Source organism: Luteibacter sp. KNZ12-1A (genome assembly GCF_056755675.1).
Genome location: NZ_JBPGXU010000028.1, coordinates 22,553 through 39,599, shown reverse-complemented (window position 1 = coordinate 39,599; position 17,047 = coordinate 22,553). Strand labels below are relative to the sequence as shown.

Here is a 17,047-nt window from a genome sequence, read left to right as displayed (position 1 = left end):
GGGGGCGCCGCTCTTCCCTGGCCCGCGGGGGGGTATGTGGGCGCACCCGTCGCGCGTCTTGAGGGCAGGCGATGGCAATCCACCGAAGCGACGCATCCGGCGTCTACAATGAATGTCCTTTCCGGGCAGGAATCGTCGTGGGGATGAGGAAGGCATGATCGAACGCATCGGACTGCGCTGGCGCCTGGTCGGGCTGCTGGCAGCGGTACTCGTGATCGTGGCGCTGCCGTACATCGTCACGCGCTCGAGTTCGGAGGACGCCCTGGACTCGCGTGACTGGGTCACCCATACGGCGGAAATCAAGGCCAGCGTGTACCAGCTCGACGGCATCCTGCGCAGCAGCGAGGCCGCGATGTACGCGCGCATCGCCGGAGCGCCCGATAGCGTCGTCCTCGACGAACGGACCATGGCGCCGCGCAAACTCGTGCCGGGGATCATCGCCGGCTTGCGCGAGATGACCCGCGACAACGCGAAACAACTGACCCGGCTGGGCGCCCTCGAATCGATCGCCAGCGGACGCATGGCCCTCACCGACCAGGCCTTGCAGCGCCTGGCAGCCGGCGATCGCGCCGGCGCCTTCGCCTCGATGGAGGATGCCCGCAAGCTGTTCCCGGTCAGCGGCCCGATCGACGATGTGCTCGCCGACGAATCGAGGCTGCTTGCCGATCGTCGTGCCGCCGCCGCCAAGCTGGCGTCGAACAACCGGGTGGTGCTGCTGGTCGCCGCGCTGGCGCAGCTCGCCCTGCTCGGCATCGTGGTGGTGGTTTCGGAGCGGCAGATCGCCATCCGCCTTGCCGCGGAATCCCGCGTGGCCGACGCGGTGAAGCGGTCGCAGCTCATCGTGCAGGCCGTGCGTGAGCCGATCGCGATGCTCGATCGTCATCTGCGCACGTTGCTGGTGAACACGGCCTTCGCCGAGCTCTACGGATTCGATGCCGAGAGCGACCAGCTCGCGCCGCTCGACCGCATCGGTGACGGCGCATGGGACGACACCGCGTTGTTGCAGCGATTGTCCGACGTGATCGCACGCGACCGCGAACTATGGGATTACGAACTGACCCAGCGCACCGCCGACGGTATCGACCGTTTCGTGGTGATCAATGCCCGCCGCATCGAGCAGCCCGACAGCGCCGATCCCGCCCTGCTGTTGACGGTCAGCGATATTACAGCCCGGGCGCTGGTAGAGCAGAAGGTCAACGAACTGAACCGCCAGCTCGAGGGCAAGGTGGAACAGATCTCGGATGTGAACCGCGAACTGGAAGCCTTCAGTTACTCGGTGTCGCACGACCTGCGCGCGCCGCTGCGACACATCTCGGGATTCGCGGGAAAGCTCGAGGCGCAACTCGGCGAGAAGGCCGACGATAACGTGCGGCACTACATCGACGTGATCAGCAGTTCCTCGCGACGCATGGCCCAGTTGATCGACGACCTGCTGGTATTCTCGCGCCTGGGCCGGGGTGCGCTGCGCCTGCAACCGGTCGACATGCAATCCCTGGTGGACGAAGCCCGGGCCTTGGTGGAAACCGATGCCCAGGATCGCCACATCGACTGGAAGATCACGCCGATGCCCATCGTGATCGGCGACGAGAACATGCTTCGCACCGTATGGCAGAACCTGCTCGGCAACGCGGTGAAATACACGTCGCACCGCGAGTTCGCGCAGATCGAGGTGGGGCTGGATCGAACGCCCGCGGGCGACTACCAGTTCTCGGTGCGCGACAACGGCGCCGGCTTCGACATGAAATACGCCGGCAAGCTGTTCGGCGTGTTCCAGCGCTTGCACCGCGCTTCCGAGTTTCCCGGCAACGGCATCGGCCTCGCCAACGTCAGGCGCATCATCTCCCGCCATGGCGGCCGCACCTGGGCCGAAGGTGAAATCGACCGCGGCGCCACTTTCCATTTTTCACTCCCGGCATCCGATGTGCCGGGCTCCAGAACGGGTGACACATGAACAAGCGCGACCTGCGAACCATCCTCCTCGTCGAAGATTCCCTGGCCGATGCCGAGATGGCCATCGACGCCCTTCGCGAGGCCAAGCTCGCCAATCCCGTCGTCCATGTGGAGGACGGTGTCGACTGCCTCGACTGGTTGTATCGTCGTGGCGCCTTCGCCGATCGTGCGGAAGGCGATCCTTCCGTGATCCTGCTCGACATCAAGATGCCACGCATGGATGGCCTGGAGGTGCTCAAGCAACTGCGTTCCGAAGAACGCTGGAAGCGGTTGCCGGTGGTGATCCTGTCCTCGTCCCGTGAAGAAAGCGATCTTGCGCGCAGCTGGGATCTCGGCGTCAATGCGTATGTGCTGAAGCCGGTGGACGTGCAGCAGTTCTTCACGGCGGTACAGACCCTGGGCCATTTCTGGGCGGTGCTCAACCAACGCCCGGACGGCGAATAACACGCGACGACGGACGGGACGGCACATGGGCGGGCAAGGCCAAAAGGTCAGGATTCTCCAGGTCGAGGACAGCTCCCTCGACGCGGAACTCGTACTGACCGAACTCGACCAGGACGGGATCGAGTACGAGGCGAGGCTGGTGGACGACGAGCAGGCCTATATCGCCGCCCTCGACGAGTTTCGTCCGGACATCGTGCTGTCCGATCTCAGCATGCCGGTCTTCAGCGGTGAGCGTGCGTTGCAGATCCTGCGCGAGCGTGGCTCCGATATACCCTTCATCTTCATCTCCGCCACCCTCGGCGAGGAAGCGGCGATCGAGGCACTGCGCAACGGTGCCACCGATTACATCCTGAAGCACAACACCGCACGTCTCGCCAGCGCGGTTCGTCGCGCACTGCGCGAAGCGGAAGAGCAGCGTGCCCGCGCTCGCGCGGAACAGGAACTCATTCGTGCGCAGCGGTTCGAGAGCCTGGCCTTGCTGGCAGGCGGCCTGAGTCACGACCTGCGCAACCTTTTGCAGCCGCTCTTGCTCGCCGGCGACACGCTCGAGGATTACGCGGACGATCCGCGCCTGGCGAGGTTAGGCACCCTGGTCCGCGATTGCGGGCGTCGCGGACTGGAGATGGTGTCCTCGATGCTTTCCTTCGCGCGCGGCGCGCGGCGCGCGGAACAGGTGAAGCTCGGTGCCCTGCTGGAGGCGCTGAACCTGCTCCTGCAAGGAAGCATCCCGCGTACGGTGCGGATGGACGTGGACGTGTTCGATCCGGACGTGGCATTCGAAGGCAACCACACCGAACTGCAACAGTGCCTGCTCAATCTTTGCCTCAACGCCATCCAGGCGATGCCCGAGGGAGGCGTGCTGCGCATCGAGACGGACCTGGTCAGCCTGCCCGAGGATTTCTTCGCCGATGGCGAGCAGGCGGCGCCGGGGCGCTACTTGCGGCTTTCGGTCATCGACAGCGGGCACGGCATGTCGCCCGACGTCCTGCAGCGACTGTTCGAGCCGTTCTTCACCACCAAGGAGGCGGGGACGGGCCTGGGCCTGTTGTCCTGCAAGCGTATCGTCGCCAGTCACGGTGGCCTCATGCGCGTGCGCAGCCAGGCCGGCGAAGGCACGGCATTCCATCTCTACCTGCCCTTGCGCAGCGAGGATGGCGACCACATCGAGCCGCAGGTCATGGACGCGAGCCTGCAAGGCGAAGCCGAACGCGTGCTCGTGGTGGTGGAGGAGGCGGTGCAACTATCGCTGCTGGTCGACACGCTCGACGCCTACGGTTACCAGGCTGGCGCGAGCCAGAGCGGTACGGCGGCGTTGCAGTGGATCGAGGCGCACGGTGTGCCGGACCTCGTGGTGATGGACGCCGACATGAACCTGTTCACCGGCGTGCGCACCCTGGCCGCCTTGCTCGACCATGGCTACGGCGGAGCGGTGTTGCTGCTGGCGCGCCCCGACGCGCCACCGAATCTCGACGAACTGCCCCAACTCGATCATCTGTATGTGATCGAGAAGCCGGTGCAGTCGCGGGCGTTGCTGCGGAAGGTGCGTGAGGCGTTGGATCGAGGGTAGGGTCCTCCGATTCATCCGAGGCCGAATGCGTCCGGAGTATCCCGTCCTGTCGCGGTACGGGGATCGGAATTTGTCATGTTGACTTGAGTTCCCGTGCGCCGCTAGATTCCGGATATGCCGGCTAGCGCCGGAGCACAGGGGACAAAGGAATGACGTTGGACGTGCAAGGCGCTGCCATCGGCAGCGCGCGTTTTTGTGGGCGCTTTTCTGGCCGTTCCATCATCTTTACGGCGCTTCTTCTTTTTCCGCTCCTTGGCGCGCAGTTGATAACGCGAAGGTAGCCGCCGACCAGGCATGTAAGAGGCGGCAATGCAAATAATGTGGAGGAAAATCCCGTTGCCAGCCATTGGCGCCTTCCTATGTGCGGCTGGGGCAGGAAGTGTTGGAGCCATATCGACGGAAAGTTCGGTCTCGCAAGTTCCACACGCATCTTCACGGAAGCAAGCATATGCAGACGAACTGATAAAGGCTCTAGATCGGTATGAACATGAGATCAGAGAACATAAGGATGATGATCCGCGTTCATACTGGCTCGCCTGGCCGGGGCATGGATACAAACTTTCTGCGATTGATGATAAGTCAATATCGTTGCTTGCCTTGAGAGATGCTAGGGAGACGGCATCCTCTTTCGATGTGGCGGTGGAAATGTCCTCATTAACCTGTGATGAGGCGAGGAAGGCGGGGCGACGAATAGTTGTCGTAGGTGAATGGTCGGCCGTCTTCGAAAGTCGTTGTGTGGATGGAGTTGTTATATTCCGGCCGGTGCGAAAGTCTGATCAGCTGCGGCTACAGAGCATCGTTGGGGCCGGGGGACAAACGACCGTGAAGAGCGCGGATATGAGTGGGACCTTTGAATTAAAAGGCGTCGCCCTTCTCAAGGCGATGATAGCGGCAGAGGCTGTTGGGGCTCTTCCGGCTGACTAAATTGCGCGTCGGCGCACAGGAGCAGGGAAATAGGTTTGGTGTGCATCTACGATGGGAGTTTGTCCTTCGCACCTGCCGACTCTCCTTTCTCGATCAGGGGTAAGCGATTGCGCCGCGCCATGAACAAAATCGGGGGAGCCTTCTTCCGATGCCTCATCGACTATAAAAAAAGCCAATCTTTAGATGCTGAGATGGCGCAGGGTGATCGCAACAGAGTTGGCTGATGAGCGCTTATAAATATCTTGTGCTGATATTTTCACTCGTCGCACTCATGCCGGCGAGCATTTATGCCTGGTCAACGGGCATCGTTACGGGTTGTAAGGTCTACATCGCTGTCAGCCTTGCGGGACACACTGCGTTTGCGTGGATCTTTAGGCAAGAAATCGTCAAAGCATGGAAGTCGAGACGCGATCGCTAGAGGATCGATTGGCAACGGCAGAAGGTTCTCACTAGTGCCGCACCGCATGCACTGGAACACTGAAAGGATCACGGCAATGAGTGCAAGCAAAGCCGGTGGTTCCAACCAACGACATTGGTCCTATTGGTTGGAGGTATCTGAGCTGTTGGGGCAACTTGAGATTGTCGGCAGTTCGGGACATTCAATCAATAGCTCGAACCATCCATCCTCATCATGGCCGACGGAAGAAATGGCAAGTCTGTTGTCAACGGTGGCTCAAGGTGTTGATCACTTCCGTTGATCATCGACCCTGCGGCACAAGTTATCGGCGAAGCTATTGTCTTTGCTATGGCCCCATTCTTTCAAGATTGAGAACCTCAGGCAAAGCCGGGCGGTTCAGTAGACTCAATTACTGACAGGTTGAATCGATGAATTCCCTACCTTCATACAATGATGTGTTATTGAAAAATCTAGATGCTCCACTGCGTGATGGCCGCATGGCGGTCACCGCAGATGTCGATGATTTATTGATCGCGCTTGAAAAAGCGTTTCCCTTCCCACGCAACAGGTTGGAATGGGATTCTGTGCCTGGTGCGATAAGGGAGGGTGATGCTGGCGTTCATAATCCGGAACTGTTTGTTGAGTTCATGAAGCGCCTGATTGCTGAGGAGCATTTGGCGGGAACAGTGTTCGTGATTGGAGACGGTCCGGTCGATCTGGCCTTCTCTGGGGATATTGAAGACATTGTCGACTATCTGCCTGAGCTTACAGAGGCTCCGCAGCATACTTATGTGTTTCCGTTTCCCGAGGTCGCTTGGTGTGCCGGCCTATCCTTTGAAGGGTGGATGGACTTTGGCTACGCACTGTCTTCATCTCCTACAGATTGATGACCCACTGCCCACGAGACCGTGAGCACTTGTAGAACCAGCTGCAAGCCCGAAGATGATGTCGGGATTCGTCGCCCGCACCGCCTGGCACTCGGTTTCCATGGATCCGCGTTCAACGGATGCGAATGGTGGCGGTGTGCGTTTTCGACGGGTCGTCCCGCTCGCGAACGACATACGTGAACTGACCTCCGTTCTGCGTAGGCAGGACGAAATGGCGGAGTCGCAGATTGGGACGCGCACCGCTGGGGCATTCCAGCACGGCGATGCCATCCGGTGAGCAGCGGCCTTCGGCAGCCATCGGTACGTCGATCTCGCGTCCGTCAAGCATGGCCTTCACGGGAATCGTCGTGAATGTATCCAGCACGTCGACGAAGATGCTCATCTCACCACGGTGATCGATGGTGGTCGCGGCAGGCAGCGGTACGCCCAGGAATTCGATGCGTTCGTCGGCTTCGGACCAGACGGAATAGATGTGGGGCTCGGGGCCGGATCCCGGGATGGACGGCCACGAGTATCCACATGATTGCGTTACGTCGGCGATCGCGGGGAACGATATGGCGACCATCGCGAGCAGGGTTGCTCGCAGGGTGGCATGACAGGTCTTCATAGGATTTCTCGATTTTTCAGGGTGGGTGAATGCATCATTCATCGACTGCCCGGAACGTGCACCCGATGCCATCCGTTGCGGTGCACTTGTGATACACGACGCCGAAGGGACCCAGCTCACGCGTCCACGCATGGCGGTCGTGCAAGCGGACCTTCGGTCTTCCGGCAGTAGCCAGGTAGGCCATGTCCAATGCGCCACGTTCCAGTTTGTAGCTGCAACGGGCCAGCTCGCCGTCGGTTGCGGTTTCACTGCCGGGATAGAAGACCGCTTCCTCGAAGCGAAGCACGCCGCCGTCGTTTCCCGCGGGTGCGATACCTACCCATTCGTATCGCGAGTCCCGTGCCGTTGCCTTGTGGACGCCATGATGATTCACGATCGCCGTCGGTCGCGGGCAATGTTCGATGACGTAGGCCGCGGCAACGGGGGATGCAAGCGTCGCGATGACGCCGAGCAGTGCGCGCATGACTGAATCCTTTTCCATGAGGAGAGGGTGCCGACATCGCCGAGATGGCGATGGGCTATCAGTCAGTATGGGAATCGAGCGGCGGTGGCGCCGCCGGCGAAGTCCGGGCGCGCTTGTCAGATCTCGCCCTCTCGGGCAAATCGGTGCTCAGTCGATGCCGAGCTTCTTCAGCTTGTACCGCAGCGCGCGGAACGTGATCCCCAGCTTCTTCGCCGTCGCTGTCTTGTTATACCGCGACTCTTCCAGCGCCTTGATGATCGTGTCGCGCTCGATGTTGGAGATGTAATCCTCGAGCGAGCCGTCGGTCGCGGCGCTGCGTAGGGCGTGTGCCGCGGAGGCCGGGGCGGCGGCTTCGGTCACGGCGGCCAGCGCCGGCGTGACGGTGCGTTGAGGCAGCATCAGGTCTTCGGCTTCGATCGTGTCGCCTTCGCACATCGCCATGGCGCGTTCGAGGATGTTTTCCAGTTCGCGGACATTGCCGGGGAATTGGTAGGCCTCCAGCGCGGCGAGGGCTTCCGGGCGCAGGCGGCCGGGTTCGCCACCGGCTTCGGTGGCCAGCTGGCGGAGGATGAAGTCCGCCAGCTTCGGCACGTCGCCGCGACGTTCGCGTAGCGGCGGAACGCGCAGTTCGATGACGTTGATACGGTAGAAGAGATCCTGCCGGAACAGGCCTTGCTCGACCAGAGCGGCGAGATTCTTGTGAGTGGCCGAGAGGATGCGGACGTCCACCGGAATCTCGTCGCGGCCGCCGATGGGGCGAACCGCTTTTTCCTGGATGGCGCGCAGCAGCTTCACCTGCATGTGCAAGGGAAGCTCCGCCACCTCGTCCAGGAACAGCGTGCCGCCCTGGGCGGCCTGGAACAGGCCTTCCTTGTCGGCATGCGCGCCGGTGAAGCTGCCCTTGCGATGGCCGAAGAATTCGCTTTCCATCAACTCGGACGGAATCGCGCCGCAGTTCACCGGCACGAAGGCGCCGGTCGCGCGCGGCCCCAACTCGTGGATCAGGCGGGCGACCAGTTCCTTGCCCACGCCGGACTCGCCGGCGATATAGACCGGCGCCTGGTTGCGTGCGAGCTTGGCGATCTTGCCGCGCACCTCGGTCATCGCGGCGGAGTCACCGATCAGGCGATCGGCCCCGGGCGAGGTCTTGCTGCCGCCACCCGCCTTGCGTTCCTCGGACAAGCGAAGCGCCGTACGCACGAGGCGGCGCAACAGGTGGATGTCCACCGGCTTGGAAACGAAATCGAAGGCCCCCGCCTTGAGCGCGTTGACCGCCGCGTCGACATTGCCATAGGCCGTGATCATCGCCACCGGCATGTCCGGGTGGTTGGCGGCGATCAGCTCGATGATCTCCTGGCCACTGCCGTCGGGCAGCCGCATGTCGGTGAAGCACAGGTCGTAACGCCGAGCTGCCAATGCGCTCCGCGCTTCGCTGACGCTCCCCACGGCGTCGACGTCGAGTTCCATTCGACCGAGTGTGATGGTCAGCAACTCGCGGATGTCCCGTTCGTCGTCGATGACCAGTACGGTCTGCTTGCTCATTAGGTCCGACAGGTTCGGTGAATAGTCCAAATGTAACCGCCCGGGCGGCATACGCAAAGGGCGGCGTTCACGCGCGTGCCGCCACGGGAGCCGCGACGGCCGTGCGTGCGGGCGGCGTCAGGCTGATACGGAAGCAACTGCCACCGCCGGCCACTCGCACGTATTCCAGGGCCGCCTGGTTGGCCTCGGCCATCTGCCGGGCGAGGTAGAGGCCCAGTCCCGTCCCGTATTCGTGCGTGGTGAAGAACGGCTCGAAGATCTGCGCGGCCACCTTGGGCGGGATGCCCGGGCCGCGGTCGATCACCTCGAGGATGGGGATGCCGGCCTCGGAATGCCGGGCCACCAGCATCACCCGCGCCGTCTCGCCGGGCAGGCGGCCATAGCGCAGCGCATTCTGCACCAGGTTCCAGATCACCTGCTGCAGGTGCTGGGGGTCGGCCACGGCGGCGACCGGCTCGCTGCCGGACACCGCGCGCAGGATGTCCGAGCCAAGGTCGTTGCCCTGGCGGTACTCGGTGACGAAGTGGTGCACCCACTTGCCCAGGTCGAGGGTTTCCGGTCGCGAACGCTCGCGCCGCGAGAGTTGCAGGATGTTCTCGATGATCTCGTTGAGGCGGGAGCAATGGTTGTTGATGATCTCGACCATGCGCAGGTCGGTATCGTTCATGTCCGTGGATTCCGCCAGCAGCTGGGCCGAATAGTGGATCGCGGCCAGCGGATTGCGGATCTCGTGGGCGATCGAGGCGGACAACCGCCCCAGCGAACTGAGGGTGAGTTCCTCGGCGCGCCGCGACACGAGGGACGTGTCGTCGAGGAAGATCAGCACGTGCGAGTCGTCGTTCGGCGCCAGGCGCGAGAAGCGCGGCACCACTTCCGGCGTGCCGTCGGCGAGCATCGTGGCGCTCTCGTCGAGCTTGCCGGAAGTGCGCCAGTGGTACAGGCGTCGTGACAGCTCGGGCGCGAGGCTGCCGAGGTCGCGCTGCTCGGCGGAGGGATTGCCCATGAGCATCCAGGCCGATTCGTTGAGCTGGTGGATACGGTTGCTCTCGTCCACCAGCAACACGCCGGTCTTCATGCGCCGGATGATCAGTTCGTTGACCTGGGACAGGTTGGCCAGGTCGATGCCGCGCTGCTCGGCCAGCGCCTCGGAAGCCCGGATATTTCGGCCCAGCACGTAGCACAACGAGGCGCAGGCGAAATAAGCGGCGCCGAAGAGGCCGTATTCGACCATCTCGCGATCGGTGCCGTCGGCCGAATCCAGGTCGAAGACCGAGTGTCCGAGCATGCCGAGGGTGGCCAGCGCGGCGAAGAACATCGACAGGCGGAACGGCAGCAGCAAGGCGCCGGTGGCGATGTTCACGGCCAGCATCATGGCCACGCCCATGCGTACGTCGTGCATCAGCACCAGGGCCAGCAGGGCCGCGGCGATATCCAGGGTGAGGCCGATCGACACGATCAGCACCGGCCGGTTGAGGGTTTGCCGGGTGCGGGCCACCATCACCAGGGCGGCCAGCAGGTAGGCCAGGGCGAACAGGCGGGCGAACACCGGTTCCGGCAGGGCCGGCCAGTTCATGTGCTCGGGGCGGAACGCCAACGCGGTGTAGACCGCGGCCTGGCCGAGTCGGAAGTAGTTGAAAAAGAAGAGTTCGTGGCGCGCCGTGGTCTGGTTCGCGCTGGCTCGGACGGCGATGGTCGACGCGGGCGTGGACACCTGGATACTTCTCCGCCGTGGGCCCCCGGGGCCGTGGATAGCCGTCAGTATAGGGTGGCGGGCACGCGAATGCCGCATCGCCCCTTTCCATCCGGGGCGCCTTCCGGGAAAATACGCGGCCGTATTGCGTGAAATCGGCGCAATCGATTCATCCCCCCTCCCCGTGCGAGCCTCCCGGCCCGCACGCTTTCACACGTTTTCTCCGTTCGCTCGAGGTATCGAATGAATTTCCACGAGTACCAGGCTAAAGAACTGTTCGCCAAGTACGGCATCGCCGTGCCGCCGGGCAAGATCGCCAACTCTCCCGACGCCGCCGTCGATGCCGCCAAGCACCTTGGCGGTACCCAGTGGATGGTCAAGGCCCAGATCCATGCCGGTGGCCGCGGCAAGGCCGGCGGCGTGAAGTTCTGCCGCAGCCTCGATGACGTCCGCGCCGCCGCCAAGGGCATGCTCGGTACGAACATGGAAACCTACCAGTCCGCCGGCCGCGCGCTGCCGGTGAACCTGGTCCTGGTCACCGACGCGACCGACATCGCGAAGGAACTGTACCTGTCGATCCTCACCGATCGCGACACCAAGTCGATCTCGTTCATCGCCTCCAAGCACGGCGGCGTCGACATCGAACAGGTCGCCCACGACACGCCGGAAGACATCCACACCATCGTGGTGGACTTCGTCGAAGGCCTGCAGCCGTACCAGTGCCGCGATCTCGGGTTCAAGATGGACCTGAATCCGAAGCAGGTGGGCCAGCTCGTCAAGATCATGATGGGCCTCTACAAGCTCTTCAACGAGAAGGACCTCGCCCTCGTCGAACTGAACCCGCTGGCGATCCTCGCCGACGGCAACCTCGCCGCCCTCGACGGCAAGGTGAACTCCGACGACAACGCCGAGTTCCGTCACCCGGACCTCGCCGCCATGCGCGACCTCACGCAGGAAGACGCCGCCGAAGCGGCCGCCGTCCAGCACAACCTCAACTACGTCACGATGGACGGCACGATCGGCTGCATGGTCAACGGCGCCGGCCTGGCGATGGCCACGATGGACGTGATCAAGCTGGCGGGCGGCGAGCCGGCCAACTTCCTCGACGTCGGCGGCGGTGCCACCAAGGAGCGCGTCACCGAGGCGTTCAAGCTCATCCTCTCGTCCGACAAGGTGAAGGCCATCCTGGTCAACATCTTCGGCGGCATCGTGCGTTGCGACCTGATCGCCGAAGGCATCATCGCGGCCGTGAAGGAAGTGGGCCTGAAAATTCCGGTGGTCGTGCGCCTGCAAGGCACGAATGTCGAGAAGGGCCGCGAACTGCTGGCCAACTCGGGCCTGGCGATCACGCCGGCCGACGATCTCAACGATGCGGCCCAAAAGGCCGTGGCCGCCGCGGCCTGAGGAGCGAAAGCAACATGAGCGTCCTGATCAACAAGAACACCAAGGTCCTCGTCCAGGGTTTCACCGGACAGCAGGGCACCTTCCACGCCGAACAGGCGATCGACTACGGCACCAAGATCGTCGGTGGCGTGACCCCGGGCAAGGGCGGTTCCGAACACATCGGCCTGCCGGTCTTCAACACCGTGCGTGACGCCGTCGACCAGACCGGTGCCGACGCCTCGGTGATCTTCGTGCCGCCGCCGTTCGCCGCCGACTCGATCCTTGAAGCCATCGACGGTGGCATCAAGGTCATCGTCGCGATCACGGAAGGCATCCCCGTGCTCGACATGATGCGCGTGAAGAACGTGCTGAAGTCCCATCCGGACGTCGTCCTGGTCGGTCCGAACTGCCCCGGCGTCATCACCCCGGGCGAGTGCAAGATCGGCATCATGCCGGGCCACATCCACAAGCCGGGCAAGGTCGGCATCGTTTCGCGCTCGGGCACGCTCACCTATGAAGCGGTGTTCCAGACCACGAACGAAGGCCTCGGCCAGTCCACCTGCATCGGCATCGGCGGCGACCCGATCAACGGCCTGAGCTTCATCGATTGCCTCAAGCTGTTCCAGGACGACCCGCAGACCGAAGGCATCATCATGGTCGGCGAAATCGGCGGCAGCGCCGAGGAAGACGCGGCCGAGTTCATCGGCCAGTACGTGAAGAAGCCGGTCGTCTCGTTCATCGCGGGTGCCTCGGCTCCTCCGGGCAAGCGCATGGGCCATGCCGGTGCGATCATCTCCGGCGGCAAGGGCACGGCGGCGGCGAAGTTCGCCGCACTCGAAAAGGCGGGCGTGACCACGGTCAAGTCCCCGGCCGACCTCGGCAAGACCCTCGCGGGCTTGATGAAGAAGTAAGCGTCACGCACTTCGGTATGTGATGAAAAGCCGCGGCCTTCGGGCCGCGGTTTTTTATGCCCGATGGAATTGAGCCCTGTTGCCGTTGTGGGAGCCGCTTCAGCGGCGATGGGTGCTTGCCGCAACCCGGCCCGCTGCCGCGGGATCGCCGACAAAGTCGGCTCCCACAGGGCTCCCACCAGCTTCTCCCATCAGGTTCTCCGGTAGTTCTGTGGGAGCCGCTTCAGCGGCGATGGGTGCTTGCGGCAAGCCGGCCCGCTGCCGCGGGATCGCCGACAGGGTCGGCTCCCACCGGGGCTTTCTCCAGGTTATCGGCGGAGCCTTCCGGGGCTGAGCATGTCGGTGGTGATGCCTGCCTCGGTGAGGTGATCTGGCATCGGTTTGCCGAGGATGATCGATGCGCAGGCTTCGGCCATGGCCGCGCTGGTCTGGATGCCGTAGCCGCCTTGCGCGGCGAGCCAGAAGAACCCGGGCGCATCCGGTGCGAAGCCGCCGACGAGGTCGCCGTCGGCGACGAAGCTGCGCAGGCCGGCCCAGGTGCGGGCGGGCCGCCGGATCGTCATCGTGGTGGCTTCCTCGATCCGGTGGATGCCCAGGGCGATGTCGTATTCCTCGGGTTGCACGTCGTGCGGATGGGTCGGATCGGCGTTCGCCGCCGAGCCCAGCAACAGGCCCGCATCGGGCTTGAAGTAGAAGGTTTCGTCGATGTCGACGACGAAAGGCCACGCCGATGTCTCGACACCCTCCGGTGCCGCGAACGTGAAGGCCGATCGGCGGCGGGGTTCGAGGCCGATGCCACGCACACCGGCGAGTTCGGCCACGGCGTCGGCCCAGGCGCCTGCCGCATTCACGATCACGGGAGCGCGCCAACGTTCGTTGACCACCCATGAGGCACCGTCGTGGCGCAAGGCGTGGACACGGGTGTCGAGGTGCAGTGCGACGCCGCGTGCCTTCGCTCCGCGCAAGAAACCCTGATGCAATTCATTGACGTCGATGTCGGCGGAATCGGGTTCGAAGAAGGCGATCTCGGCCGCTTCGGGACGAAGAACGGGTACGAGCGTTGCTATGGCTTCGCGGTCGAGTAGTACCAGCGACGGCGTGTGGCGACGCACGGCTTCGTACTCCTCGCGCACACGCTCCGCTTGCGCCGCATTGCCCACCACCAGCGCGCCACGACGTTGCAGGATCGGATGGACAGCGAACCCGGCGGGCGGCGATTCGAGGAAGGGGCGCGTCGCGCGGCTCAATGCGCGTACCTGCGGCGATCCATAGCTTTCGCTGAAATGCGCCGCCGAACGCCCCGTGGTGTGGAACCCGGCGAAGGACTCGCGTTCGAGCATCACCATGCGCGCATGTGGCGAGAGAAACCACGCCACCGAGGCGCCGGCGATGCCGGCACCGATCACGATGACGTCGACGGGTGATTCGTTCATGCCTTGTCCTTCGACGATTGTGCGGCGACGACGCTGGTCGCCGCGAGGTCGGCGGTGACGTTGCCGAGGGTGGCCAGCGTATCCGGCAAGGTGTCCACCGCCAGCATGATGCCGAGCGGACCGATGGGAAGACCCATGGCCTGCGCGACGGGAACATTGGTCGCGATGAAGGTGACCTGGCCCGGCAATCCGACCGAACCCAGGCTGATGACCACGGCGAGCGCGGCGCCCGCGGCCAACTGTGCGACGCCCAGCTCGATGCCGAAGGCCCACGCGATGAAACTCGCCGAGACCACGTATTGCACCGGGCTGGTGAGCCGGAACAGCGACACCGCCATGGGCAGGACCAGCGACGTCACCGCGGTGGGATAGCCCAGCCGCCGGTCGGCGCTTTCGATCATCGCCGGCAGCGACGCGAGCGACGATTGCGTGCTGGCGGCCACGACCTGTGCCGGGGCGATCGCCGAAGCGAAGCGTGCGAACGGTTCACCGCCCCAAACCCGTGCGATCACCAGCATCAAGGCGGTGACGATGAGATATACGATGCATTCGACCAGCACATAGACGCCCAGCGCGCCGAGCATGTGCAGGCCAGCCCGCGCGCATACGGAGAGGATCAGCGCGAAGACACCCAGCGGCGCCACGAGCAACACCCAGCGTACGACCACGATCATGGCATCCGCGATCGCACGGAAAAACTCCACCGCGAGCGCGCGCCGCTCCGGCGCGATACGAGTCAGCGCGAAACCCAGGAACATGGCGAACACCACCAACGGCAGCATGGCACTCTGTGCGGCTGCCATGATCGCGTTGGTGGGTACGATGCCGGCGAGCCAGTCGGACCAGCCGACGGGCGCGCTGACGGGAAGGTGGCCGCCGGCGGCACCGAGGGCGCTGGTGAGCGATCCGCTGCGTGGAAACAGTGCGAACAAGGCGGGCGCGGCGATCGCCGCCACCGCGGCGCCAAGCGATAGCAGCAACAGGATCACGACGATCGCGCGCCTCGCGATGCGGCCCGAGGCGGCCGCGTCGGTCGCGGTATTCGCACCGACGACGACCAGCGAGAGCACGAGCGGCACCACGGTCATCTGTAGCGCGCTCAGCCAGAGTTTGCCGATCGGTTGCACGGCATCGGCAACGCCCAGCGCGGAATCCGGAGCCCACGTCGCGAGGGCGATGCCGGCCGCCGCACCGAGTGCGAGGCCGAGAAGGATGCGTTGGGTGGCGGTCATAAGGCCGGCAGGTTCCAGGCTTCGCGCAGTCGGGCGTATTCGTTCTTCGGCAGCAGCACGAAGACCGGCTTCTTCGCCGGATCGAGCCAGCCGAGCAGGCGCTCCATCGTCTCGTCGGTCATCGCGGTGCAGCCGGCGGTCGGCGATGTGGGCGACTTCCACAAGTGGGCGAAGATGCAGCTGCCCGCGCCCTTGCGCCCGTCGGGGTTGTGCTCGATGACGAAGCCGATGCGATAGGCGTGGTCGCCGTTGAAGTGCAGGTCGCGGCGCATCGGCTCGGTCGCGCCGGCCACCGCCTTCTCGCCGACCTTCCGTGCATCCACCACCTGGTTGTAATACGGCGAGCTGTCCACATCGACGCAGTAGTCGGATACGCCCAGGCCGCGATAGGGAAGGGCGGTGGGATTCGTCTCCGCATAGCCGAAGGCCTGCCCGATACGGAACACGCCGGCGGGGCTGCGACCATCGCCTTCCTTCTTCACCGGTCCGTCCCTTTCTGGCGGATTGAGCCCGACGCCCCACGCACTGCCGTGCTTGCCGATGGTCACCTCGGCGGCCGGTCCTTCCTGTTTCCAGCGCGTACCTTCGCGGACGTACGCGCGGAGCGTCCCGTGGTCGACGTCCCATCCGTCGGTGGTCACCACGATCATCTGCCGGGATACCGACCAGGCGGCCGGTGTCTCGAACGCCGTGCTGGATGCGGCGAGGACGAGGGCGGCGAGGCCGAGCAGGCGCGGGAACGTTCGGGAGAAGGGCATGGTGGCGGTCCGGTCAGGGTTCGAGCATCTGCTGGATGCGGTCGAGGTTCTGCACGAGGCGCGCATGGCGGGCCTCGTCTCCCTCGCACAGGTGCACGAACACGGTGTCGAGCAACTGTTGCACGGTGGACTGATAGATCAGCGACTGCACGTAGGACGCATCGTCATGCGCCGCCACGGCCAGCGCGATATCGGCGAGCGCGCGTACGGGATTGGAGGTATGCCGCGTGACCGTCACCACGCGTCCGCGCCGCTCGCGGAAATAGCGGGCGATCTTGGCCAGCGCGGGATGCTTGCCCTGTTCGGAGAACACGATGAGGACGTCGCCCGGTGACGACATCGCCACTTGCGCGGCCATGCGACTCACGTCGAAATGGCGTATGGCCACGATGCCCAGCAGCGACAGGCGCACGGCGAAGCCGCGCGCGTGCAGGTCGTCTTCGCCCAGGCCGATGAGGAAGACCTTGCCCGCCGAATCGATCGCGTTGACCACCGCATGCAAGGTCTCGGGACTGTTGATGTGCCGCGTCGCTTCCTCGGCGCGCGCCTTGCGTTGCCAGAGTGCCGCACCCAGTGGATCGCCACCCGGGCGTTCAGCGAGTGGAGCGGCCTCGCCGTCGCCGTCGTCGGTACGCGCGATGGCCTCGCCGACGGAGTACTTCAGGTCCGGGTAGCCGCGAAAGCCGAGCTTCTGGGTGAACTTCACCACGCTGGACTGGCTGATGCCGAGCGCGTTGGCCAGTTGCTGGGAAGAATAGTCGCGCAGCAGCTGGGCGTTCTCGAGGATGAAGTCGGCGATGCGCCGCTCCACCGCCGACATGCGGTCGCGTTCGGAACGGATCTTCACCAGCGGCGACAT

At 64.2% G+C, this 17,047-nt stretch carries 14 protein-coding genes; 6 read left to right on the top strand and 8 right to left on the bottom strand.

All coding sequences use genetic code 11. The annotated features are described in order from the left end of the window. The first annotated feature begins 154 nt into the window (after positions 1-154). The 4 genes from ACR9ZJ_RS08395 (at position 155) to ACR9ZJ_RS08380 (ending at position 6,169) form a co-directional block, all read left to right on the top strand. Positions 155-1,951 carry an ATP-binding protein gene (locus ACR9ZJ_RS08395; RefSeq protein WP_481282596.1) on the top strand — a complete coding sequence of 599 codons (1,797 nt, stop codon included), beginning with the start codon at positions 155-157 and terminating at the stop codon, positions 1,949-1,951. Continuing rightward, entirely contained in the window at positions 1,948-2,394 is a 447-nt protein-coding gene (locus ACR9ZJ_RS08390; RefSeq protein ID WP_481282597.1) for a response regulator, read from the top strand. Before ACR9ZJ_RS08395 ends, ACR9ZJ_RS08390 begins: the two co-directional genes overlap by 4 nt. Positions 2,395-2,419: 25 nt before the next feature. Then, entirely contained in the window at positions 2,420-3,961 is a 1,542-nt protein-coding gene (locus ACR9ZJ_RS08385) for an ATP-binding response regulator (RefSeq protein WP_481282598.1), read from the top strand. Between the two features lie 1,749 nt (positions 3,962-5,710). Beyond that, a complete protein-coding gene (locus tag ACR9ZJ_RS08380; protein WP_481287503.1) occupies positions 5,711-6,169 on the top strand; it encodes a hypothetical protein in 459 nt (152 codons plus the stop codon). Positions 6,170-6,281: 112 nt separating this feature from the next. On the opposite strand, the gene ACR9ZJ_RS08375 is transcribed toward ACR9ZJ_RS08380, so the two are convergent. From ACR9ZJ_RS08375 to ACR9ZJ_RS08360, 4 genes are all read right to left on the bottom strand, one after another. Further along, positions 6,282-6,776: a hypothetical protein gene (locus tag ACR9ZJ_RS08375; protein ID WP_481287502.1), complete on the bottom strand. Its 495-nt coding sequence runs from the start codon at positions 6,774-6,776 to the stop codon at positions 6,282-6,284. 34 nt (positions 6,777-6,810) lie between these two features. Then, a complete protein-coding gene (locus tag ACR9ZJ_RS08370; RefSeq protein WP_481287501.1) occupies positions 6,811-7,239 on the bottom strand; it encodes a DUF3757 domain-containing protein in 429 nt (142 codons plus the stop codon). A gap of 147 nt (positions 7,240-7,386) precedes the next feature. Continuing rightward, positions 7,387-8,781: a sigma-54-dependent transcriptional regulator gene (locus ACR9ZJ_RS08365; RefSeq protein ID WP_481282605.1), complete on the bottom strand. Its 1,395-nt coding sequence runs from the start codon at positions 8,779-8,781 to the stop codon at positions 7,387-7,389. A gap of 67 nt (positions 8,782-8,848) precedes the next feature. Next, complete coding sequence (locus ACR9ZJ_RS08360; protein ID WP_481282606.1) at positions 8,849-10,492, bottom strand: sensor histidine kinase; 1,644 nt, start codon at positions 10,490-10,492, stop codon at positions 8,849-8,851. A gap of 150 nt (positions 10,493-10,642) precedes the next feature. On the opposite strand from ACR9ZJ_RS08360, the gene sucC reads away from it, so the two are divergent. Next, a complete protein-coding gene (gene sucC, locus ACR9ZJ_RS08355; RefSeq protein ID WP_481282760.1) occupies positions 10,643-11,875 on the top strand; it encodes an ADP-forming succinate--CoA ligase subunit beta in 1,233 nt (410 codons plus the stop codon). Between the two features lie 14 nt (positions 11,876-11,889). Then, positions 11,890-12,765 carry a succinate--CoA ligase subunit alpha gene (sucD, locus tag ACR9ZJ_RS08350; RefSeq protein WP_371025111.1) on the top strand — a complete coding sequence of 292 codons (876 nt, stop codon included), beginning with the start codon at positions 11,890-11,892 and terminating at the stop codon, positions 12,763-12,765. 308 nt (positions 12,766-13,073) lie between these two features. On the opposite strand, the gene ACR9ZJ_RS08345 is transcribed toward sucD, so the two are convergent. From ACR9ZJ_RS08345 to ACR9ZJ_RS08330, 4 genes are read right to left on the bottom strand one after another with little or no spacing between them, the layout of a single operon-like run. Beyond that, positions 13,074-14,198: an NAD(P)/FAD-dependent oxidoreductase gene (locus ACR9ZJ_RS08345; protein ID WP_481282608.1), complete on the bottom strand. Its 1,125-nt coding sequence runs from the start codon at positions 14,196-14,198 to the stop codon at positions 13,074-13,076. Then, positions 14,195-15,430, bottom strand: a complete 1,236-nt coding sequence (locus ACR9ZJ_RS08340) for a dicarboxylate/amino acid:cation symporter (protein ID WP_481287500.1) — start codon at positions 15,428-15,430, stop codon at positions 14,195-14,197. Before ACR9ZJ_RS08340 ends, ACR9ZJ_RS08345 begins: the two co-directional genes overlap by 4 nt. After that, on the bottom strand, positions 15,427-16,188 hold the full coding sequence (locus tag ACR9ZJ_RS08335) for a L,D-transpeptidase family protein (protein ID WP_481282610.1): 762 nt from the start codon (positions 16,186-16,188) through the stop codon (positions 15,427-15,429). Before ACR9ZJ_RS08335 ends, ACR9ZJ_RS08340 begins: the two co-directional genes overlap by 4 nt. 13 nt (positions 16,189-16,201) lie before the next feature. After that, positions 16,202-17,047: a MurR/RpiR family transcriptional regulator gene (locus ACR9ZJ_RS08330; protein WP_481282611.1), complete on the bottom strand. Its 846-nt coding sequence runs from the start codon at positions 17,045-17,047 to the stop codon at positions 16,202-16,204.